The 21,554-nt window shown below is 62.8% G+C and carries 22 protein-coding genes; 16 read left to right on the forward strand and 6 right to left on the reverse strand.

Features of this window, described 5'->3' with window-relative positions; translation table 11 throughout:
* Nucleotides 1-123: 123 nt before the first annotated feature.
* Together P3G66_RS27580 and P3G66_RS27585 are read left to right on the forward strand one after the other, a co-directional pair.
* Nucleotides 124-1,635: an HNH endonuclease signature motif containing protein gene (locus P3G66_RS27580; protein ID WP_276117392.1), complete on the forward strand. Its 1,512-nt coding sequence runs from the start codon at nucleotides 124-126 to the stop codon at nucleotides 1,633-1,635.
* Between the two features lie 113 nt (nucleotides 1,636-1,748).
* The gene (locus P3G66_RS27585) at nucleotides 1,749-2,570 is read left to right on the forward strand and encodes an acyl-CoA thioesterase II (RefSeq protein ID WP_276117393.1); all 822 of its coding nucleotides are present in this window, start codon (nucleotides 1,749-1,751) and stop codon (nucleotides 2,568-2,570) included.
* 50 nt (nucleotides 2,571-2,620) lie between these two features.
* Here the strand turns inward: P3G66_RS27585 and P3G66_RS27590 are convergent, their stop codons facing one another.
* Nucleotides 2,621-3,244 carry a hypothetical protein gene (locus P3G66_RS27590; RefSeq protein WP_003943324.1) on the reverse strand — a complete coding sequence of 208 codons (624 nt, stop codon included), beginning with the start codon at nucleotides 3,242-3,244 and terminating at the stop codon, nucleotides 2,621-2,623.
* Nucleotides 3,245-3,323: 79 nt separating this feature from the next.
* Here P3G66_RS27590 and tesB point away from each other — a divergent pair, with 79 nt between their 5' ends.
* Nucleotides 3,324-4,193: an acyl-CoA thioesterase II gene (gene tesB / locus P3G66_RS27595; protein WP_007732935.1), complete on the forward strand. Its 870-nt coding sequence runs from the start codon at nucleotides 3,324-3,326 to the stop codon at nucleotides 4,191-4,193.
* Entirely contained in the window at nucleotides 4,193-4,798 is a 606-nt protein-coding gene (gene pdxT / locus P3G66_RS27600; protein WP_003943308.1) for a pyridoxal 5'-phosphate synthase glutaminase subunit PdxT, read from the forward strand. The genes tesB and pdxT overlap by 1 nt, the downstream gene beginning before the upstream one ends.
* Before the next feature lie 25 nt (nucleotides 4,799-4,823).
* On the opposite strand, the gene P3G66_RS27605 is transcribed toward pdxT, so the two are convergent.
* Together P3G66_RS27605 and P3G66_RS27610 are read right to left on the reverse strand one after the other, a co-directional pair.
* Entirely contained in the window at nucleotides 4,824-5,501 is a 678-nt protein-coding gene (locus P3G66_RS27605) for a response regulator transcription factor (protein WP_054826058.1), read from the reverse strand.
* The gene (locus tag P3G66_RS27610; protein WP_230359835.1) at nucleotides 5,456-6,670 is read right to left on the reverse strand and encodes a histidine kinase; all 1,215 of its coding nucleotides are present in this window, start codon (nucleotides 6,668-6,670) and stop codon (nucleotides 5,456-5,458) included. The genes P3G66_RS27605 and P3G66_RS27610 overlap by 46 nt, the downstream gene beginning before the upstream one ends.
* A gap of 111 nt (nucleotides 6,671-6,781) precedes the next feature.
* Here P3G66_RS27610 and P3G66_RS27615 point away from each other — a divergent pair, with 111 nt between their 5' ends.
* Nucleotides 6,782-6,982, forward strand: coding sequence for a hypothetical protein (locus tag P3G66_RS27615; RefSeq protein WP_003943331.1), 201 nt, complete (start codon nucleotides 6,782-6,784; stop codon nucleotides 6,980-6,982).
* A gap of 1 nt (nucleotide 6,983) precedes the next feature.
* Nucleotides 6,984-7,685, forward strand: a complete 702-nt coding sequence (locus tag P3G66_RS27620; RefSeq protein WP_276117394.1) for a GAP family protein — start codon at nucleotides 6,984-6,986, stop codon at nucleotides 7,683-7,685.
* A gap of 13 nt (nucleotides 7,686-7,698) precedes the next feature.
* Here P3G66_RS27620 and P3G66_RS27625 read toward each other — a convergent pair whose 3' ends face one another.
* Both P3G66_RS27625 and P3G66_RS27630 read right to left on the reverse strand, forming a co-directional pair.
* Nucleotides 7,699-8,619: a hypothetical protein gene (locus P3G66_RS27625; protein ID WP_276117395.1), complete on the reverse strand. Its 921-nt coding sequence runs from the start codon at nucleotides 8,617-8,619 to the stop codon at nucleotides 7,699-7,701.
* Nucleotides 8,616-8,972: a GntR family transcriptional regulator gene (locus tag P3G66_RS27630; RefSeq protein WP_047269313.1), complete on the reverse strand. Its 357-nt coding sequence runs from the start codon at nucleotides 8,970-8,972 to the stop codon at nucleotides 8,616-8,618. The genes P3G66_RS27625 and P3G66_RS27630 overlap by 4 nt, the downstream gene beginning before the upstream one ends.
* 145 nt (nucleotides 8,973-9,117) lie before the next feature.
* Here P3G66_RS27630 and P3G66_RS27635 point away from each other — a divergent pair, with 145 nt between their 5' ends.
* From P3G66_RS27635 to P3G66_RS27680, 10 genes are all read left to right on the forward strand, one after another.
* Nucleotides 9,118-9,870, forward strand: a complete 753-nt coding sequence (locus P3G66_RS27635; RefSeq protein WP_007732951.1) for a YebC/PmpR family DNA-binding transcriptional regulator — start codon at nucleotides 9,118-9,120, stop codon at nucleotides 9,868-9,870.
* A 124-nt stretch (nucleotides 9,871-9,994) separates the two neighbouring features.
* A complete protein-coding gene (gene ruvC / locus P3G66_RS27640; protein ID WP_003943325.1) occupies nucleotides 9,995-10,564 on the forward strand; it encodes a crossover junction endodeoxyribonuclease RuvC in 570 nt (189 codons plus the stop codon).
* Nucleotides 10,561-11,160, forward strand: coding sequence for a Holliday junction branch migration protein RuvA (ruvA, locus tag P3G66_RS27645; RefSeq protein ID WP_007732953.1), 600 nt, complete (start codon nucleotides 10,561-10,563; stop codon nucleotides 11,158-11,160). The genes ruvC and ruvA overlap by 4 nt, the downstream gene beginning before the upstream one ends.
* Nucleotides 11,157-12,254 carry a Holliday junction branch migration DNA helicase RuvB gene (gene ruvB / locus P3G66_RS27650; RefSeq protein WP_003943304.1) on the forward strand — a complete coding sequence of 366 codons (1,098 nt, stop codon included), beginning with the start codon at nucleotides 11,157-11,159 and terminating at the stop codon, nucleotides 12,252-12,254. The genes ruvA and ruvB overlap by 4 nt, the downstream gene beginning before the upstream one ends.
* Nucleotides 12,255-12,392: 138 nt before the next feature.
* Nucleotides 12,393-12,740 (forward strand): preprotein translocase subunit YajC, encoded by a 348-nt coding sequence (yajC, locus tag P3G66_RS27655; RefSeq protein WP_003943339.1) that lies wholly within the window; start codon nucleotides 12,393-12,395, stop codon nucleotides 12,738-12,740.
* 197 nt (nucleotides 12,741-12,937) lie between these two features.
* Nucleotides 12,938-14,659: a protein translocase subunit SecD gene (gene secD / locus P3G66_RS27660; RefSeq protein ID WP_007732956.1), complete on the forward strand. Its 1,722-nt coding sequence runs from the start codon at nucleotides 12,938-12,940 to the stop codon at nucleotides 14,657-14,659.
* Nucleotides 14,656-15,879, forward strand: a complete 1,224-nt coding sequence (secF, locus tag P3G66_RS27665) for a protein translocase subunit SecF (protein ID WP_276117396.1) — start codon at nucleotides 14,656-14,658, stop codon at nucleotides 15,877-15,879. Before secD ends, secF begins: the two co-directional genes overlap by 4 nt.
* 2 nt (nucleotides 15,880-15,881) lie before the next feature.
* On the forward strand, nucleotides 15,882-17,612 hold the full coding sequence (locus tag P3G66_RS27670) for an ABC transporter substrate-binding protein (protein WP_276117397.1): 1,731 nt from the start codon (nucleotides 15,882-15,884) through the stop codon (nucleotides 17,610-17,612).
* A gap of 41 nt (nucleotides 17,613-17,653) precedes the next feature.
* Nucleotides 17,654-18,187 carry an adenine phosphoribosyltransferase gene (locus tag P3G66_RS27675; protein ID WP_029255289.1) on the forward strand — a complete coding sequence of 178 codons (534 nt, stop codon included), beginning with the start codon at nucleotides 17,654-17,656 and terminating at the stop codon, nucleotides 18,185-18,187.
* Nucleotides 18,188-18,285: 98 nt separating this feature from the next.
* On the forward strand, nucleotides 18,286-20,697 hold the full coding sequence (locus tag P3G66_RS27680) for a RelA/SpoT family protein (RefSeq protein WP_003943344.1): 2,412 nt from the start codon (nucleotides 18,286-18,288) through the stop codon (nucleotides 20,695-20,697).
* A 52-nt stretch (nucleotides 20,698-20,749) separates the two neighbouring features.
* Here P3G66_RS27680 and P3G66_RS27685 read toward each other — a convergent pair whose 3' ends face one another.
* Nucleotides 20,750-21,544, reverse strand: a complete 795-nt coding sequence (locus tag P3G66_RS27685) for a peptidylprolyl isomerase (RefSeq protein WP_054188497.1) — start codon at nucleotides 21,542-21,544, stop codon at nucleotides 20,750-20,752.
* Between the last annotated feature and the right edge of the window lie 10 nt (nucleotides 21,545-21,554).

Genomic DNA, 21,554 nt, shown 5'->3' on the forward strand with positions numbered 1-21,554 from the left:
GTATTTGTGCCCACCCCATCACTTTTGGTGATATTGACCGTGAACTTTCGGTCAATCGGGATTCTTCGGACTGATTTCTGAAAACTGTAGATGTTCGAACATAATTTCGAATAGTGTGGAGGAATGTTCGATCACGGAGTAGGTAGTTCGGGTACCACAGCACAGCTGCCCGGTGTCGAATCCGACTGCGCCCTCATCGATCTCATTGCCGATCTGCATGCGCGCGAATCGATGCTCGTGGAACGGAAACTGGCTGCCATTGCCGAGTTTTTCGAGCGTCGCAGCGCTGACCACACTGATAACGGTGCTTGGTCGTCTACCGCTCACGAACTGGCTGAGGCCGAGCTCGGCGCGGCATTGACCATGGGCCGTGCCGCAGCGGGAAAGTTGATCGGTCTCGGCTTTTCTCTCAAGACTCGCCTCCATCGCACGCGTGCCGCCATGGCGCGCGGAGAACTGGACCTGTATCGAGTCGGATTGATCGACTCCGCTACAGCCAACGTCGATGACGATTTGATAGACGAGGTGGAACGGCAACTCCTCGAAAAGATTTCAGCACCACCGATACATGGCGGTACCGGCCTGACCGGCCGCCGATTGACGGCGGCCATCGACCGTATCGTCGCCGTGGTGGATCCGGAGGGGATGCGCGAGCGTCGACGCCGCGCCCTCGCTGACCGGTTCGTGGGTGTGAGCGCTGCCGAAGACGGAATGGCGCGGATTTTGGGGAGCATCCCGGCGGAGGACGCACGGGCTTTCGATAGTCGGTTACGTGAGTTGGCGATGTCGGTGTGTCGACACGATTCCCGTAAGTACGAGCAGAGACGAGCCGACGCATTGGGAGCGTTGGTAGCCGGGTCGACGATTCTGCCGTGCGATTGCGGCCGGGCCGACTGCCCACAAGACCGTAGCGGGATTGTTGTGGTGCGTCGGCCGTTGGTTCACGTGGTCATGCTGGAATCCACGCTTCAGGGCGGTGACGCACCAGGTGGAGACGAACCCGCTCATCTCGACGGTTATGGCGTGATCAGCGCAGAGCATGCGCGTGACATCGTCGCGGGTGCGCTGATTCGGAATGTGAAGGTACCAGCCGACGCCGCGCTCGAGGCTGCCGGTATGGGCGAGCCAGTACCTTCGCCCGTCGTTCCTTCTGCGTTCGTGTACCGCCCGGGCGCTGTCCTCGACACCTGGGTGCGGGTGATCGCAGGAAGCTGTCAGTGGTTGCACTGCGATGTCGCTGCGTGGAATTCAGATCTCGATCACACTGAACCCTTTGATCATCGCGATCCCACTCGTGGTGGAAAGACCGTGGCCTCGAACTTGAGTGCCTATTGTCGAAACCATCACCGCCTCAAGCACTCCGGTCAGTGGGTGCACACCTCGAACCCGGACCGCAGCGTCATGCTGACCTCGCCGACCGGACATTGCTACCGAACGAGGCCGTCAGGTCTGCTGGCGGGAATGCTCGAGCCTGTACTGCCCGAGGGTGGTCGGCGTCGGCGCACACGTCTGGAAAACAAAGCCGCTCGTGTGCGGGGTGAACGCCGGCGGCAGCGGTTACGAATGCACCTCCGAATGAAGAAGAAGGCCCAGAGGAGGACCTTCGACGGCGGAGGCGATCCACCTCCATTCTGAGTAGGGCGGCGTGCAACTCCATGATTTTGTATGCCCACTTTGGTGGCCGGGGGTGCGTCAGGCATTGTGTGAAGGTCGGTAGACGTCGGTACACGGGAAGATGTGGAGCATCGATGGCGAGGATCGAAGAAATTCTGGAGTTGGAACGCCTCGAGCGGGACATCTTTCGAGGAATCATCGCGGAGACCACCCTGACCCGCACTTTCGGCGGCCAGGTCGCCGGACAGGCATTGGTGTCGGCGGTACGCACGGTCGATCCGGCCTACTCGGTTCATTCGTTGCACGGATATTTCCTGCGTCCGGGGAATCCGACGGAGCCGACGGTTTTTCTGGTTGATCGTGTTCGGGACGGTCGATCGTTCGCGACCCGCTTGGTCACCGGAATTCAAGACGGGCAAGCCATTTTCACGATGTCGGCGTCCTTCCACGTCCAAGACGAAGGCATCGAGCACCAGGACGAGATGCCACCCGTTCCTGACCCCGAGACCTTGGCCATCGCCCAGGATTCGGAGGATCCCGAGACTGCGTGGCTGGCGCGTGAGTGGTCCGATTGGGACCTTCGAATGGTGCCGAAGGCCGACATCGACAAACGTCCGGGCGCTGCCGCGCAGCAGCAAGTGTGGTTCCGTTCCCGCGAGGCACTCCCGGACGACCCGGTATTTCACGTGTGCACGCTTGCCTACATGAGCGACATGACGCTGCTCGGATCTTCTCGCGGCCCCCACATGGACGTCGCCATGCAAAGCGCTTCGCTCGATCACGCCATGTGGTTCCTGCGGCCGTTCCGCGCCGACGAGTGGCTGTTGTACGACCAGACGTCGCCGTCAGCGGGCTTCGGTCGCGCACTGACGCAGGGACGAATCTTCGACAGCCGAGGAAATATGGTTGCTGCAGTCGTCCAGGAGGGTCTGACCAGGCTGTATCGCCCGAAGTGAGGTCGGCCGACGTGAGGTCGGCCGACGTGACATCAATCGCAGTGAGACCTTCACTGGCGAGACCGCACCGCAGGCCGGGCCGGATGGTCGTATCTGACCTCGAAATCGACCTCCTCGGACACTTCTGATCGGTGTTCGAGGAGTGCCTCGACGGTCCACAGATCTGCCTCCGGTGTGTGCCGCCGCATGGCAGGTTCGCTCATGTCCAGGCGCACGCTGACGTCGAACTCCAGCCCGCGCCCGAGCAACATCGGACCGGCGATCACGATGACCGCGCGCTCATGGACGGGGATACGGGTCGAACGAGCCGATCGATCGGTGGGTTCGTCCCAGAGTTTCGGCAAGAACGCCCGTTTGGTGCGGGCTGCGGTGATCACTTCACGATCGAGTGCCGGATAGTCGAACCAGATAGTGCGGTAACTCAGCGCATCCTCGTGGCCGAACTCGTATCGCAGCGAAGCCGGCCGCACGTAGTCGTGCAGTGACACAACAGCACTCGGCCTGTTGCGCGACTCGACGGCGGTGCCGACCAGTTCCGCGAGCCGAGACGGCTGTGCACAATCAGGTCCGTCGATCGCTACTACCGCCACCGACGGAAACGATCCGCTCAGCGTTGCAATCTGCTCGGCCAAGGCGAGGGGACTGGACGGGATGAATGTACTCACGCCCACCATGGTGCCGTGCCCGCTCGCCGAGGCGATATTGTGAACCGTCATCGCGCCCAGTGCGGCGGTCTATGTTTTCGGAGGACTCATGGTTGGTATCGAGGAGATCCTCGCGCTCGAACACCTGGAGAAGGACATCTTCCGTGGTGCGGTCCATCCCACCGCACTTCAACGGACGTTCGGCGGGCAGGTTGCCGGGCAGTCGTTGGTTTCTGCCGTGAGCACCGTTGACGAGAGCTACCACGTGCACTCGTTGCACGGATATTTCCTGCGCCCGGGCAATCCGAAGATTCCGACGGTCTACCTGGTGGACCGCATCCGCGACGGGCGCTCGTTCTGCACCCGCCGGGTGAATGCAGTTCAGGACGGCAAGACGATCTTCACGATGTCGGCCTCGTTCCACGTCGACGACGAAGGTATCGAGCACCAGGACCGGATGCCCTCCGTTCCGGCGCCGGAGGACTTGCCGGACGCGCAGACCGTTCCGAAGTTGGCTGAATCGCAGTTCTATCAGGAGTGGAAGAACTGGGACATCAGAATTGTGCCCGCTGAGCAGAGCGCGTCAGCGCCGGATCTCGCCGCGCAGCAACGCGTGTGGATGCGCTACCGCGAGGCTCTGCCGGATCGTCCGTTGCTGCACATCTGCACGCTTGCGTATCTCAGTGACATGACCCTGCTCGGAACTTCGAAAGTCCCGCACCGCGGCGTGAAGACGCAGACTGCTTCGCTCGATCACGCGATGTGGTTCCTGCGTCCGTTCCGGGCCGACGAGTGGTTGCTCTACGACCAGACATCGCCGTCGGCAGGTTTCGGTCGCGCGCTCACTCAGGGGCGTATCTACGATCGCGATGGCAACATGGTGGCAGCGGTGGTTCAGGAGGGTTTGACGCGTCTCGAACGCGAACCCGACAGCCATGAGAGCAAGAACAGCCGTGAGAACAAGACAGGAACTGTGTGATGACGCGTCCGTTGATCGGTGTACTCGCCCTCCAAGGTGATGTTCGCGAGCACCTTGCCGCACTCGATGATTCGGGTGCGGATGCCGTGGGTGTCCGACGGCCGGAGGAGCTGGACAAGGTCGACGGAATCGTGATTCCGGGTGGCGAATCCACCACCATGAGCCGGCTTCTGCAGGTGTTCGAACTGTTGGATCCGCTGCGTGAGCGTCTTCGCGGGGGGCTGCCGGCCTACGGTTCGTGTGCCGGCATGATTCTGCTGGCGAGCGAGGTACTAGACACCCGGCCGGACGCCGAGCATCTCGGCGCCATCGACATGACGGTGCGCCGCAACGCTTTCGGTCGGCAGGTTGATTCTTTCGAGTCCGACCTGGAGTTCGAGGGCATCATCGGTGATCCCATTCGCGCTGTCTTCATCCGCGCGCCGTGGGTGGAGCGAGTTGGGCCGGGCGTTGAGGTCCTTGCGCAGGTTCCCGCCGCCGCGGGGGAGGCCGCGGGCCGGATCGTCGCGGTTCGGCAGGGCTCGGTGATCGCCACTTCTTTCCATCCCGAGGTTACCGGGGACCGTCGAGTGCACGAGATGTTCGTCGATCTGGTTCGCGGATAACTGGAGTAGTCAGCCTCGGCCGAACCTACAGCTCCAGTTCGCGGGCAAGGATCGCCGCCTGGACGCGTGAGGTGAGGTGCAACTTCGACAGAACTCGCGACACGTGCGACTTCACCGTCGGAGCACCGACTCCGAGTTCACGCGACAGTTCGGCGTTGGACATACCCGTCCCCAACAGCGCGAGGACCTCGCGTTCACGGTCGGTGAGCTCGCTCAATCCCAGCGGTTCGGTGGGTTTGGGTGCGCGCTGCACGAACTCGCCGATCAGGACACGCGCCGCGCGCGGAGCGAGCACTGCATCTCCGGCCGCGACGTTGCGGATAGCGCTGGTCAGCTCGTCCGCGGTCGCAGTCTTGAGCAGGAATCCCGAAGCACCGGCGCGCAGGGCCGCGAAGACGTATTCGTCGAGGTCGAAGGTGGTCAACACCAGAACCCGGCTGCGGGTCGTCCCGATGATCTGACGCGTCGCCTCGATGCCGTCGGTGCCTGGCATCCGGACGTCCATGAGTACGACGTCGGGTTGATGCGTGCGGGTGACGGTGATCGCCGACGCTCCGTCACCGGCTTCTGCGACGACATCGATGTCGTCGTGCTGCCGCAGGATCATCGCGAGTCCCGACCGGATCGCGGCGTGGTCGTCGACCAGGGCGACGGTGATCACCGATCCGTTCCGTTCGGCGCGGGGACCGGTATCTGTGCGCATACCGTCCATTCTCCGTCGACCGGAAGTGCGTCGAGTGAACCGCCCAGCAGTTCGGCGCGGTGACGCATGTTTGCAAGTCCGTGCGTTCCCGCCCGAAAACTGGATGTGTCGCGACCGATGGGGTTTCGGATCTCGATCTGTAATGCATTGTGCTGGAGAGAGATCGACATCGAGATCGGTGCACCAGGCGCATGCTTGAGCGCATTGGTCAACGCCTCCTGGGTGATCCGGTACGCCGTGTGATCGACCACGCTCGGCAGGTCGGCAGTATCGATGTCGATCGCAACGTGCACGGCGGCGCCGGCTGCCCGAACTGCGTCCAGGACGACGGGCAACTCGGTCAGCCGCGGGGGAGAGGAACGCGGGTCCGGGGTCTCGTCGTCCCCGGCGTGGAGCAGTTCGATCATCGACCGCATCTCGGAAAGGCCCGCGAGACTGCTCGATCTGATCGCTCCGATCATCTCCCTCAATCCGTCGTCTGGTTGGCCCCGTTCACCGGAGAGAGCTGAGGTGGACAGTGCCGCCTCCGAATGGATTGCGATGGCGGAGAGGTGGCTTGCGATGACGTCGTGCAGATCGCGCGCCATGGTTGCTCGTTCGTGAGCGACTGCGGCCTCGCGGTCCAGAGTGGCGAGTGCTTCGTGGACTCTGGAACGCTCGCGTTCGGCCTCGGTCAGTTCGACTTGTCGACGGATGACCAGTGCCCACCACACCGGTGTACCGAAGAACAGAGCGGTCACCACGCCTGCCCCAGCCGCAGCGCGGACGTCCTGGGTGGACAGGTAGACGAGGGCGGTGAGCGCGGCAACCGTCACCGCGGTCAGAGAACACACCACTCGGCCCAGCCGCGCCGTCCCGTACAGAACTGCGGCGTAGGTGAGATCCGAGAGGACCAGCCACATCGGCAGAGTGGGTCCCAGGGCAGCGTCGACCGCGACGATGACGGCCCCCGCCGCCAAAGCTGTTGCCGGACGCACCCGCCGGAACGAGTCGATCGCACACAGCAGAGCCAGCATCCCGATCCGAACCCCGGCGGGAACGTCGGCGACACCTCCGACATCGGTCCACATTTGGTACAGGCCGACCAGGTAGAGGAGTACCCCGATCGCGAACAGGCCGAAGGCGATGAGCGGATCGTTCCACTTGCCGACACTCCGACTTCTGGTCACCACAGACTTATCAGAGCACATCGGGGCGCCTGACTTGTCATACCAAATGATGAGGTCGGCGTTGTTCCGATGGCTGATGTGCGGATTCGATAGAGAAGACAGGCTCGACGTATGAAAATTCGCTTCGAGTTGATGATCGGCATTCTCTTGGTCGTCGGTGGCGGCTGTCTGTGGCTGTTCGCGCGTGACGCCGAGTTCTTCTGGTTTCGCGGCGGACCACTCGGCGTGATCCTCGCGATCATCGGTGCCTTCGACATCGTGAATGCAGTCCGAACGAGGGAGACAGCGATACCCGAGCGCCGAAACGACTGACGTGGAACTCGTCCTGCTCACCACGCTGGGCGGGCTCGCCCTGCTGGACAGTACGAGCATCGGAACATTGGTCGTCCCGGTCTGGATGTTGTTGATGCCGGGACGACCGCAGGTTCGCAGGCTGCTGACATATCTGGTGGTCATCACGACGTTCTATTTTGTTGTCGGGGTGGCCGTCTGGACGACGGCACGGGTAGGCATGCCAGTCGTCGCCCCGCTACTCGACACCCCCGCCGCCCGCGTTGCGCAGTTGATTCTCGGTATCGCGTTGTTCGCGTGGAGTTTTCGATTCGATTCCGAGAAGAGACGCACATCCGGTCAGGCCGATCGAACCCATGTTTGGCGAGAGCGGGTGCTCGGCTCGGCCAGTTCCGCGAGAAGTGTTGTACTTCTGGCGATTGCTGCCGGAACCGCCGAATTGGTGACGATGTTGCCCTACTTGGCGGCGATCGCGATGATCACCGCTGCTGGGCTGCCCGCAGTCGCGTCTGCGTCGATACTTGCCGGATACTGCCTGATCATGGCCATGCCCGCAGTGCTTCTGTTGTGCGGGCGGGTCGTGGCCGGCAACCGCCTCGGCAAGCCGCTGCGCCGAGTGGACTCGCTGATGTCTCGCTACGGCGACAGCGCAATGGGTTGGGTATTCGGCATTGCCGGTTTCTACCTCGCCGGCAATGCCGCTGCCGTGTTGTTCGTGAATTGACGTTGTTCGTGAATCAACCAGCCTGAACCAACGAATTGATCAGCTTCACACCGTCTTCCGGGTGATCGACGGTTACGGCGAACAGTCGTCCGCTCTCGAGAGTGACCACGATGGCCTCACCCGAGCGGAGAGTGACGGCTGTTCCGCGCGGTGTCATTCGGTAACCCCATCCGCCCCATTCGGCTGGACGTATCGCGTCGACTGATGCGGACTTCACCTTCGAGATGGGGATCTTCTTCCATCGAACGCCCCAGGAACTGATGCCGACACCGTGACGGTCGACGCGCACGGTGATCGAAGCGAATGCTGTGACGGCGAGTGTGGACACACCCAGGATCACGGCAACCCACCAATCCGAGTACGCGGCAGTCGCGATCACGAGAACTACGAGGCCGGCGGTAACGATCCACGGCCAGACGCTGCGGACCTGCCCGACCCACACTGCACGTTCGGAGGCCGTCAGCGGAGTGTCGAGCGTCGGGGTCGGCAGTGCCGGCTCCGGGCCGCTTCGTTGCTGGTCAGGCAGCGCGTATGCCAGAACTCCTACGAGTACCGTCGCGATCGGCGCAAGAATCCACCAGCCGATACGCGCGTCTTCCGGCGACCCGGCGTCGATCGTCAGGGCGACGCTCAGAATCCAGATCGTCGCGAGTGTCGCACTCGAGATCGAGGTGACGGCCAGAAACAGGGGCGCGTTGTCGCTCGAACGGGCCGCGACGACACAGGCGCAAACGACAGCCACCAGTGAAATCACCAGCGCGATGGCGAAAAACGTCGTCGTGGTGCTGAACCCGTCCGGGGTCGATCCGGACCAATGGCTCGCGACGGTTTCGGGCAGGCGTTCATCCCACGCGAAGCGCGCGCGAACCAGGATCAGGGTCGGGATCAACGTCAGTGAAGCTGCTGTCCAGAGTCGGATCTTGCTGGTCGTCATTGTGTGCTGGTCTCCTTGATGAGGTCGAGCATGTGCGCGGTGTCGAGTCCGAGATTTCGGGCCTGCCGCACGAACTCGCGCGCAGATTCGTTGAGAGCTGTTCTTCCCGAGTCGAACTCGGCGCGAATAACGGCGCCACGTCCGCGTCGGAGGTCGATCAGGCCTTCGTCGCGGAGTGTTGCGTACGCCCGAAGAACCGTGTGGAGATTGACGTCGATCGAGTCGGCGAGAGCGCGAGCGGACGGCAGACGGTCACCGGGACCGATCTCACCGCGGATGACCGAGCCACGAACCCCGGCCGCAATCTGCTCCGCGAGTGGAGTTGTGGAGGCGTGATCTATTCGCACCAACATGTTTGCATTCTATGCAAACAATGCGTGGTTTGACTATTTCGTGTCGGGGGATGCAGCGAGTTGTGACGTGGGACGGGTAACATCGGCAGAGCTGAAAGACGCGCATTCGGCGTGCGCAACGCAGCAGGAAAGGGGCTTGAATCGCATGAGCGGCCACTCAAAATGGGCCACCACCAAGCACAAGAAGGCTGTGATCGACGCACGTCGTGGCAAATCCTTCGCGAAGCTGATCAAGAACATCGAGGTGGCGGCACGAACCGGCGGTGGCGATCCCACGGGCAACCCCACCTTGTACGACGCCATCCAGAAGGCGAAGAAGACGTCTGTTCCCAATGACAACATCGAGCGTGCGCGCAAGCGCGGCGCCGGTGAAGAAGCGGGCGGCGCAGACTGGCAGACCATCATGTACGAGGGCTACGGACCCAACGGCGTCGCCGTTCTGATCGAGTGCCTCACCGACAACCGCAACCGCGCAGCCGGTGAAGTTCGCACCGCGATGACCCGTAACGGTGGCAACCTCGCTGACCCGGGTTCCGTCTCCTACCTGTTTGCTCGCAAGGGTGTCGTCACGCTCGAGAAGAACGGCCAGTCGGAGGACGACGTCCTGATGGCTGTGCTCGACGCCGGTGCCGAGGAAGTCACCGATCTCGGTGAAACCTTCGAAATCGTCAGTGAGCCACAGGATCTGGTTGCCGTACGGTCGGCACTTCAGGAAGCCGGCATCGACTACGACTCCGCTGAGGCCGATTTCCGCGCTTCCGTCGAGGTTCCCCTGGATGTCGACGGCGCACGCAAGATCTTCAAGCTTGTCGACGCGCTCGAAGATTCTGACGACGTGCAGAACGTCTACACCAACATCGATCTTTCCGACGAGGTTCTCGCGGCTCTCGAAGACTGATTGCTTTTCAACTCAACCCGGTCCTGACGTCCGCGTCCGGGCCGGGTTGCGTGTTGATGCGGGGTAGTAGTCCCGCGCACCGCTAAGCTATCGAACAGCTGTTCGGTATGGAGAGGTGTGACAAGTGCGCGTGCTCGGAGTGGACCCAGGCTTGACTCGCTGCGGGTTGGGAGTGGTCGACGGGAGCAACGGCAGGAAAGTGCGCCCCATTGCGGTCGACGTGGTGCGGACTCCGGCCGAGATGGACCTCGGTTCTCGACTTCTGCGGATCTCCGATGCGGCTGAACTGTGGATCGAGCAGTACAAGCCGGAGGTGGTCGCGATCGAGCGCGTGTTCGCGCAGCACAACGTCAGTACCGCGATGGGGACGGCGCAAGCAGGCGGAGTTGTCGCGCTCGCTGCCGCCAGACGCGGCATTCCGGTGTGTTTCCACACGCCCAGCGAGGTGAAGGCCGCCGTCACCGGCAGCGGTAACGCCGACAAGGCGCAGGTCACTGCGATGGTGACGCGAATTCTGAATTTGAAGACGGCGCCGAAACCGGCTGACGCTGCCGACGCTCTGGCGCTGGCGATCTGTCACTGCTGGCGAGCACCGATGATCGAGCGGATGGCCCGCGCCGAGGCGATGGCCGCTGAACAAATGCGTAAGTATCAGGCAAAATTGGCCGAGACGAAGAAGGCAGGTTCACGATGATCGCGTCGGTACGCGGCGAGGTACTCGATATTGCGCTCGATCACGCGGTCATCGAAGCGTCAGGTGTCGGCTATCGGGTCAATGCCACCCCGGTGACTCTCGGTGCGCTGCACCGGGGAAGCGAAGCGCGACTGTTCACGACGATGATCGTTCGCGAAGACTCGATGACGTTGTACGGCTTTTCCGATACCGAGTCGAAGGATCTGTTCAGCCTTTTGCAAACGGTCTCGGGTGTCGGGCCGCGCCTGGCGATGGCAACTCTTGCAGTTCTCGAACCGGACGCGCTGCGGCGGGCGCTCTCGGAAGGCAACCTGACGGCGTTGACGAGGGTGCCCGGTATCGGAAAACGCGGCGCCGAGCGCATGGTTGTCGAACTGCGCGACAAGGTCGACGCCGTCGCGACGACGGCCGGCGCGGCGTCCGGTGTCGTCGTCGGCAGCTCGATCCGTGATCAGATCGTCGAGGCTCTCGAAGGTCTGGGCTTCCCGATCAAGCAGGCAGAGCAGGCCACGGATTCGGTTCTGGCGGAATCGCCCGAGGCCACCACGTCGGTCGCACTGCGTTCCGCTCTGTCGCTGCTCGGTAAGACTCGATGAACTTCGACCCGATCGACGATTTCGACGACGAGTCGCAGGTCTCTGCCGAATTGGTGGCGGGAGACGGTGATGTCGAAGCGAGTCTGCGCCCCAAGAGTCTCGACGACTTCATCGGTCAACCTCGTGTTCGCGAACAACTGCAGCTCGTGCTCACCGGAGCAAAACTTCGCGGCAGCACGCCTGATCACATCCTGATGTCCGGTCCCCCCGGGCTCGGCAAGACGTCGATGGCGATGATCATCGCGGGGGAGTTGGGCTCTTCTCTGCGGTTGACGTCCGGACCGGCGCTCGAACGCGCCGGAGACCTGGCTGCGATGCTGAGCAACCTCGTCGAGGGCGATGTGTTGTTCATCGACGAGATTCACCGAATCGCTCGTCCGGCCGAGGAGATGTTGTACCTGGCCATGGAAGACTTCCGTGTCGACGTCGTCGTCGGTAAGGGGCCGGGCGCCACGTCGATTCCTCTGGAGGTTGCACCGTTCACGCTGGTCGGTGCGACTACGCGGTCGGGTGCGCTGACCGGTCCGTTACGCGACCGCTTCGGGTTCACCGCTCACATGGATTTCTACGAACCCGAAGAGCTGCAACAGATTCTGATGCGTTCGGCCGGAATTCTGGGCGTCGATCTCGAAGTTGACGCCGGTGCCGAAATCGCACGACGCTCGCGGGGGACACCGCGTATCGCGAACCGATTGCTGCGCCGGGTTCGCGACTTCGCCGAGGTGCGCGCCGACGGAATCGTCACCATGGACGTCGCTCAGGCGGCCTTGGCCGTCTACGACGTGGACCAGTTGGGCTTGGACCGTCTCGACCGTTCGGTACTGAGTGCTTTGGTGCGTTCGTTCGGCGGCGGGCCCGTCGGCGTGTCGACGCTTGCGGTGGCCGTCGGCGAGGAACCGTCGACGGTGGAAGAAGTGTGCGAGCCGTTCCTGGTCCGGGCCGGAATGATCGCCCGGACGCCGCGAGGACGTGTGGCTACCGCCGCTGCCTGGACTCAACTCGGAATGACACCGCCGCCGGATGCCGCAGCGGGCGGTATCGAGGTTCGTGTCAACGAACCGCAGGCCACGTTGTTCGATCCGAACGGCGAGTGAATTTCGACTGGAAAGGCCTACTTGAACGGCCGATCTGTCAGGAATCCTCAGCAACTAATGGCACACTGGTGTATTGCGTAGGTCCATCCGGGACCATCGCGGCGTAAAACGTGCAACACAACCGAGGTTGATCAACACATGTCGAGTTTGCTTTTCCCCCTCTTGATCCTCGCACTGCTGGTGCCCATGTTCCTGGGCATGCGCAAGCAGAAGAAGGCCTTGGCCGCGACTTCCGAGATGCAGGACTCGCTGCAGGTCGGCGATCGGGTGCAGACCACGGCCGGGCTCTACGCCACGATCGCTTCCCTGGACGACGACACCGTGGACCTCGAGATCGCGGACGGTGTCATCACCACCTGGTCGCGTCTGGTCATCCGTGAGCGCGTCGTCGAGACGACCGAGACCGACGAGTATGACGACGACTCGATTTCCGAGATCGAAGAGTCTGCTGCCGACACCGAAATCCGGCTCACCAAGGAGTCCTGACTTCGTCGAACTGGTACGTGTTCTAGAGTTGTGAACTCGGACACACGTCCAGATTGTCTTGTCCGCTCTTACACCAGCAGCTCAGTTCACCCCGTTGATCAATCGTTGCAGTTCGAACGCCGCAGCTCGGGTGGTCGTCGACCACCCGAGCCGTGCACTTACTGAAGCTCTGCACCTACCGAGGAGACTTAAAGATCGTGGCACCTTCCACCGGAACGGTGCATCCGGTCCGCTACCTGGCCCTTTTCGGGGTCCTGGTAGTGGCACTGTATGCCCTGGTGTTCTTCACTGGAGACAAGTCGGCCACGCCGAAACTCGGCATCGACCTGCAGGGTGGAACGCGCGTCACGTTGACCGCTCGTACCCCGGACGGCAGCGCTCCCAGTCAGGACAGTCTCAAGCAGGCTCAGGAAATCATCGAGACCCGCGTCAACGGTCTCGGCGTTTCCGGTTCCGAGGTCGTTGTCGACGGTGACAACCTCGTCATCACCGTTCCCGGCGACGACAGTGCGCAGGCTCGCTCGCTCGGCCAGACCGCTCGTCTGTACATCCGCCCGGTGACGGGTTCGATCGACGTCGCCACCCGTGACGCGAATCGGACAGCTACGCCCGAGGCGCCGGCGGCCGAAACTCCGGCCACTGATGCACCGGCCCCCGAAGCACCCGCTGACGGGACGCAGACGCCGCAGAACCGTCCGTTCCTGGCTCAGGACCCGACTACTCCCGAGGCAACGCCCGCGCCGCAGACAACGACTCCGGCCCCCACCGGGGACGCGCCGAGCGACGGCACCGACGAAGGCGACGCAGCAGCAGCGGAAATCGCCGCAGCGCGCGCCCTCCGACAGAGCAGCGATCCGACAGTGCAGCAGCAAGCAGTGGCGAACCTCGACTGCTCCGTCGCGGATCCGCTCCGTGGAAACGACGACCCGACCCTGCCGCTGGTCGCCTGCTCGCAAGACGGACTGAACATCTATCTCCTCGGTCCTTCGATCATCGACGGACAGGAGATTGCCGACGCGTCTTCGGTCTTCAACTCGCAGCAGTCGCGCCACGAGATCAGCCTCTCGTTCAAGACGACCGGCAGCAACACCTGGGCCGAGTTCACCTCAGCCAACATCGGCAAGCAGGCAGCGTTCACGCTCGACTCGAAGGTCGTCAGCGCTCCCACGATTCAAGGTGCAACGCCTGCGGGTAGCGCCACCTCGATCACGGGCAGTTTCACTGCCGAGAGTGCCAAAGAACTTGCCAACACACTGAAGTACGGTTCGCTTCCGCTCTCGTTCGCAGCCTCTGAGGCCGAGACGGTCTCGGCCACGCTCGGCCTGGCCTCACTGCAGGCGGCATTGATCGCCGGCGCGGTCGGTCTCGTTCTCGTTCTGCTGTACTGCCTCGTCTACTACCGCATGCTCGGCGTCCTGACGGCGTTGTCGCTGATTCTCTCCGGAGTCATGGTCTACGCGATCATGGTTCTGCTCGGCAGATACATCGGCTTCACGCTCGACTTGGCCGGCATGGCTGGTCTGATCATCGGTATCGGTATGACCGCCGACTCGTTCGTCGTGTTCTTCGAACGCATCAAGGACGAAATGCGTGAGGGCCGTAGCTTCCGCTCGGCGGTGCCACGCGGTTGGGCAAGAGCACGCCGAACAATTCTTTCCGGCAACGCGGTGAGCTTCATCGCCGCTGCAGTTCTGTACGTGCTGGCGGTCGGACAGGTGCGAGGCTTCGCCTTCACCTTGGGTCTGACGACCATTCTCGACGTGATTGTCGTGTTCCTCGTGACGTGGCCACTGGTCAGCATGGCGTCCCGTTCGGCGTTCTGGTCCAAGCCCAGCGTCAACGGTCTCGGCGCAGTGCAAGAGGTTGCCCGCGAACGTAAGGTTGCCGCCGCTGCGTCGGCTAAGGAGACACGAGCATGAGCGAGTCCAACAACTCCCCGGTGGGGTCCACCAACAGTTCCGCCGCCGAATCCGCCGATGCGGCGGCCCGGTCGGAGATCACCGACTCAGGCGTCGATCAGGGCGCGATGCCCAAGCACAGCTGGCTCTCGCGGTTGTACACCGGAACGGGTGCGTTCGAGGTCGTCGGCAAGCGTCGCTTCTACTACGGACTGACCGGCGCTCTGGTCGCCATTGCGCTGCTGAGCATCATCCTGCGCGGCTTCACCTTCGGTATCGATTTCGAAGGCGGATCACGCATTCAGTTCCCGGCCGAGGGTGGAGTCGAGACGTCGGCGGTGGAAACCGTCTACTCCGACACACTCGGGTTCGAACCGGTCAGCGTGCAGACAGTCGGCTCGGGTGCCAGCGCAACCGTGCAGATCCGGTCGGAGACGTTGAACGCGACGCAGATCAACGATCTTCAGTCGGCACTCTTCGACGAGTTCCAGCCCAAGGACAAGAACGGGAACCCGTCGGCGCAAGCCATCAGTTTTGCGGACGTGAGTGAAACCTGGGGCGGCCAGATCACCAAGAAGGCGCTGATCGCGCTGATTGTGTTCCTGGTGATCGTGAGTATCTACATCGCCATCCGCTTCGAGCGGGACATGGCGGTAGCTGCGATCGTTGCGTTGTTCTTCGACATCATCGTCACTGCCGGCGTCTACTCGCTCGTCGGTTTCGAGGTGACGCCCGCGACGGTGATCGGTTTGCTCACCATTCTCGGCTTCTCGCTGTACGACACCGTGGTGGTGTTCGACAAGGTCGAAGAGAACACCCGCGGTGTTCTGCATCTGACGCGCCGGACGTACGGCGAGCAAGCCAACCTCGCGGTGAATCAGACCTTGATGCGATCGATCAACACGACCGTCATCAGCGTGCTCCCGGTGATCGCTCTGATGGTTGTCGCGGTCTGGATGCTCGGCGTCGGCACACTCAAGGACCTTGCGCTCGTTCAGCTCGTCGGCATCATCGTGGGTGCGTACTCCTCGATCTTCTTCGCGACGCCGCTCCTGGTGTCGATGAAGGAACGCTGGGGACCCGTTGCCGCGCACACTCGTAAGGTGCTCTCGCGCCGGGCTACGCTGGCCGAGAAAGGTACGCAGACGGTTGCCGTCGGCGCACCAGCTGCACGCCGTGCTCCGGTTGCTCCGCAGCCGGGTGCGCGGCCGACCGGAAAGCGAAACAAGAAGGGGCACTGAACATGCTCCCAAGAACACGCACACTGGTTCGATCGATGACGTTCGTTGCGGCCACCGCTGTGGCTGCGGGTTCGTTGGCGGCCTGCTCGGAAAGCGCCGAGCAGGTTCCGTCCATCGGATATGCCATCGACAACTCCATCTCCACGTACAACGCCAACACGACAGCTGGATCGGTGTCCGGGGCGATGGCCGCGTTCGGCCGGGTGCTTCCCGGCTTCACGTTCACCGGCCCGGCCGGAGCACCTGTCTCCGACACCGACATCGGAACGGCGTCTGAGTTGCCCGGTGACGTGCTCACGGTCTCGTACAAGCTCAATCCGGCGTCCGTGTACTCCGATGGGATTCCGATGTCCTGTGACGATCTCGTCCTCACCTGGGCGGCGTCGAGTGGCAAGTTCACCGAAGACGTCGATGGTGCCGTGAAGCCCATGTTCGACACGGCGAACAATCTCGGATACGCGGACATCGACCGGATCGACTGCCAGAGCGGGGCGAAGGACGCGACGGTGTTATTCAAACCCGGGCGATCGTTCACCGATTGGCGGTCGTTGTTCGGTGCGACTGCGTTGATGCCTTCACACGTCGTGACGCAGCGCACGGGTGTCAGCGACGTGGTGAGCGCGGTGAATGCCGGTGACACCGAAGCGTTGTCGAAGATCGCGGACTTCTGGAACACCGGGTGGAACCTGACTCCAGGTCAGGTGGACACCTCCGTACTGCCCTCCGCTGGTCCGTATCGAATCGACTCGTACAGTACCGACGACGGCCTGGTGCTGGTCGCGAACGAGCGGTGGTGGGGCAACAAGCCTGCGACCGATCGCATCGTCGTCTGGCCACGTGGTGTGAATCTGACCGAGGATCTCGACAAGAACTCGATCGAGGTAGTCGACGTCGCTTCCGGCTCGGCTGGCGAACTCGGTACTCCGTCCGGGTTCGACGTCCAACAGATTCCGTCGCGGTCGATCGAGCAGTTCGTTCTCGCGACCTCTGGTTCGCTGGGCGACGAAGCCGCCCGTCGAGCGTTCGCGCATTGTGTTCCGCGTACGACTCTGTTCGAGAAGTTCGGGCAGACGGAGAATGCGCCGCAGGCGGGTTTGGGTTCCGGCGTGGTCGATTCGCGACTGATGGCGCCGGATTCACTCGTTTACAGCGACGCCGCTGCGGTCGACGGTGATCGGTACGCCAATGCCGACATCGAGGCTGCGAAGACGTCGTTGTCGGAAGCCGACCTCGACCAGTTGACCGTCCGGGTCGGGTACCTCGCACCGGACCCGGTGCGGGCGCAGATCGTCTCCGAAGCGAAAGCCGCGTGTGCTCCGGCGGGAATCACGGTCGAGGACGCAAGTAGCGACAGCTTCGATCCCGCGAGTCTGCAGAGTGGGGGAGTCGACGCCGTGCTCTCCGGCATGGCAGGCAAAGTCGGCGCAGGCGGAACAGCGAGCATGATCGACGCGCGCGGAGCGCTGCGATCGGGCAACGGCGCAAACCTCGGTACGTACGGAAATGCCAGGATCGATCAGATCATCGATCAGTTGAACGTGGATGCGAGCACGAGTGCGCAATTGGGACTCTCGGTGGAGGCGGAGAACATCCTGTGGACCCAGGTGCCTACGATTCCACTGTTCAATCAACTACGAACTGTCGCTGTAGCTCCAGGCATGTCGGCAGTGTTGGTCAATCCGACTCGGGCCGCTACCGGCTGGAACATGGACAGATGGGTACTACGCAGATGAGCGTCTCGAATGGTGTTGCCTTGCACACGACTGAAGAATTGATCGCAATCCACCGGGCTGCCGGGGACGCCGTTGTTCGGCTGACCCGCTGGGCGGACAACTTTCCCGGTCCCGGTGTTCGGTTCGCCGATCTGACTCCGGTGTTCGCCGACGCCGAGGGGTTCGGGGCCGTGCTCGATGCCCTTGTCGCCTGTGCTCCGGACGCCGACACGATCGCCGCCGTCGATGCTCGCGGTTTCCTGCTCGGTGCCGGTGCGGCCGCGAAGATGGGTGCGGGAGTCGTTGCCGTGCGGAAGGTCGGCAAACTGCCGCCGCCGGTGCTCTCTCGTTCGTACAGCCTCGAGTACGGATCCTCGACTCTCGAGATTCCCGCAAACGGCTTCGATCTCACGGGGCGGAATGTTCTGGTGATCGACGACGTTCTGGCTACCGGAGGGACACTCGAGGCGGCTGTGCAGTTGGTCGAGTTGGGTGGAGCGAACGTCGTCGGCGTCGCAGTGGTGCTCGAGATCGAGGAACTGCGCGGTCGAGATCGCTTCTTGAAGTACCCACTGACATCACTGGTGAAGGTCTGAGTATTAAAGTTGTCTCCTGGGGGTCGAGTTAGACCTCCAGGGCAATTACCCGATGCAGGGCGGTTGCCTCAACCAACTCGGTGGTAGGAGGTGGCGACATGACGTCGAATCTTGATCGATCACAGAACTCGGGTGCAGTGTCGCAGGAGACGGGTGCAGTTCCGGCTCCGGAGACGACACCATCGAAGTCCGCGGTGCCCGACGATTCGGGATCTGCGCAAACTACCGGCAATCGGGGTGGGCAGAATCTGGCCGTGCCCGCTTCCGCCTCCCGTAGGGTGCGCGCTCGGCTTGCTCGACGCATCACCGGTCAGCGCAACGCCACCATCCGCCCGGTGCTCGAGCCGTTGGTCAGCCTCCACCGTGAGCTGTATCCGAAGGCCGACCTCGCGCTGCTCCAGCGTGCGTACGACGTCGCCGAGGACAGACATTCGAGCCAGCGGCGCAAGTCCGGCGATCCGTACATCACGCATCCGTTGGCCGTCGCAAGCATTCTGGCCGAGTTGGGTATGGACACCACCACCCTCGTCGCAGCCCTGCTGCACGACACCGTCGAGGACACCGGGTACTCACTCGAAGAGTTGACCAAGGACTTCGGTGACGAGGTCGCTCACCTCGTCGACGGCGTCACCAAACTCGACAAGGTCGTTCTGGGCACCGCCGCCGAGGGCGAAACCATCCGCAAGATGATCATCGCGATGGCGCGGGACCCGCGCGTGCTCGTGATCAAGGTTGCGGATCGTCTGCACAACATGCGCACGATGCGATTCCTGCCGCCCGAAAAGCAGGCACGTAAGGCGCGTGAGACTCTCGAAGTCATTGCACCACTTGCGCATCGGCTCGGAATGGCGACCGTCAAGTGGGAACTCGAGGACCTTTCGTTCGCGATCCTGCACCCGAAGAAGTACGACGAGATCGTTCGACTGGTCGCCGATCGCGCGCCCTCTCGAGACACTTATCTGGCCAAGGTTCGCGCCGAGATCAACTCGACTCTGTCCGCCTCGCGGATCAATGCCATCGTCGAGGGCCGGCCCAAGCACTACTGGTCGATCTACCAGAAGATGATCGTCAAGGGCCGCGATTTCGACGACATCCACGATCTGGTCGGCGTGCGCATTCTGTGCGAAGAGGTGCGTGACTGTTACGCCGCGGTCGGTGTTGTCCACTCGCTGTGGCAGCCGATGGCCGGACGCTTCAAGGACTACATCGCACAGCCGCGCTACGGCGTCTACCAGTCGCTGCACACCACCGTCGTGGGACCGGAAGGCAAGCCCCTGGAGGTCCAGATCCGGACCCAGGACATGCACCGGACCGCGGAGTTCGGTATCGCCGCGCACTGGCGGTACAAGGAGACCAAGGGCAAGCACGCGGGCGACATCGCCGAGGTCGACGACATGGCGTGGATGCGTCAGCTACTCGACTGGCAGCGAGAAGCGGCCGATCCGGGGGAGTTCCTCGAATCGTTGCGTTACGACCTCGCGGTCAAGGAGATCTTCGTCTTCACGCCGAAGGGCGACGTCATCACGTTGCCTGCCGGATCGACCCCCGTCGATTTCGCGTATGCGGTGCACACCGAGGTCGGGCACCGATGCATCGGTGCCAGGGTCAACGGCCGACTGGTCGCGCTGGAACGAACTCTCGAAAACGGCGAAGTGGTGGAGGTCTTCACGTCGAAGGCTGCCACCGCCGGGCCGAGCCGTGATTGGCAGACGTTTGTCGTCTCGCCGCGTGCCAAGGCGAAGATCCGTCAGTGGTTCGCGAAGGAACGCCGCGAGGAGGCGCTCGAGTCCGGCAAGGATCAGATCGCGAAGGAGGTCCGCCGTGTGGGACTTCCGTTGCAGCGGTTGATGAATGCCGAATCGATGAGCACGATCGCGCACGAACTTCGCTATCCCGACGTCTCGGCGTTGTACACGGCCGTAGGCGAGAGTCAGGTGTCGGCGCACCACGTCGTGCAGCGACTGGTTGCTCATCTGGGCGGCGTCGGTGCCGTCGAGGAGGAACTGGCCGAGCGTTCGACGCCGTCGACCATGCCGGTGCGCACCCGCAGTACGGGTGACTCCGGAATTCTGGTTCCCGGAGCACCGGGCACGGTGGCAAAACTCGCGAAGTGTTGCACGCCGGTACCGGGCGATTCGATTCTGGGCTTCGTCACGCGTGGCGGCGCGGTCAGCGTGCACCGTACCGACTGCACCAACGCCAACTCGCTCCACGATCAGTCGGAGCGAATCATCGACGTCGAATGGGCACCGTCAGCGACATCGGTGTTCCTGGTCGCGATCCAGATCGAGGCGCTCGATCGTCATCGGTTGCTTTCCGACGTCACCAAGGCGTTGGCAGACGAGAAGGTGAACATCCTGTCGGCCTCGGTCACCACGTCCGGCGACCGCGTGGCGATCAGCAAGTTCACCTTCGAGATGGGTGACCCGAAGCACTTGGGTCATGTTCTCAACGTGGTTCGTAACGTGGAAGGCGTCTACGACGTCTACCGCGTGACCTCTGCCTCGTAAACTGCTGTGCGCCTTTATTAACCGCGGGCGGTTAATAAAGGCGCACAGGGGGTCAGGCGACTATTGCAGTCTCGATGGTGATCGGGGTGTTGGGTGCACCGCCGCCGGTTGCTCCCATGCCACCGTCGTCGCCGTCGGCCGCGATCTTCTCGATCGTCGCCAGGCCGGCGTCGTCGATCTTTCCGAAGACCGTGTAGTTGGGCGGCAAGACCGAATCCTCGTAGACGAGGAAGAACTGGCTGCCGTTGCTGCCCGGTTTACCCGAGTTGGCCATTGCCAGCGTGCCGCGGGGGTAGACGGCAGGCAAGGAGAGTGCCGGATCGTTAGCCGGGTAGGCAGTGGTCGGGTACTCGTTGTCGAAGCCATAGCCCGGTCCGCCCGTGCCCTTGCCCGAGGGATCGCCGCACTGCAGGATCTGTAGACCGGGTGTGGTGACGAGTCGATGGCACGGGGTGTCGTCGAAGTACTTCTGCTCGGTCAAGCTCACGATGCTGTTGACCGTGCAGGGGGCTTCCGCCCGGTTCAGTTCCATCCCGATCGGGCCGGCCGTAGTCGTGAGCGCGACGTTGACGGTTCCCTCGGTGGACACACCCGTGGAGTTCGGCGGATTGACGGTTTTTGCTGCACCCGCCGCGCTCGGGTACGAGCAGTCGACGGTCGCCGAGGCCGGAGTCGGGACAGGCGGGAGTGCGTCGAACTGTGACATGTCGAGCGGCGGCATGGCAGCCGTTGTCGTCTTCGCCTTGGAGGTGCTGGACGGCGAGTCCGAGCTACCGGAATCACTGGAACAACCAGCCAGAAGCAGCGCCGCGGCGCTTGCGGCGGCAATGACTACAGGAAAGCGCATCACAGGATTA

Source organism: Rhodococcus sp. C3V (assembly GCF_029269915.1).
GTDB lineage: Bacteria > Actinomycetota > Actinomycetes > Mycobacteriales > Mycobacteriaceae > Rhodococcus_F > Rhodococcus_F qingshengii.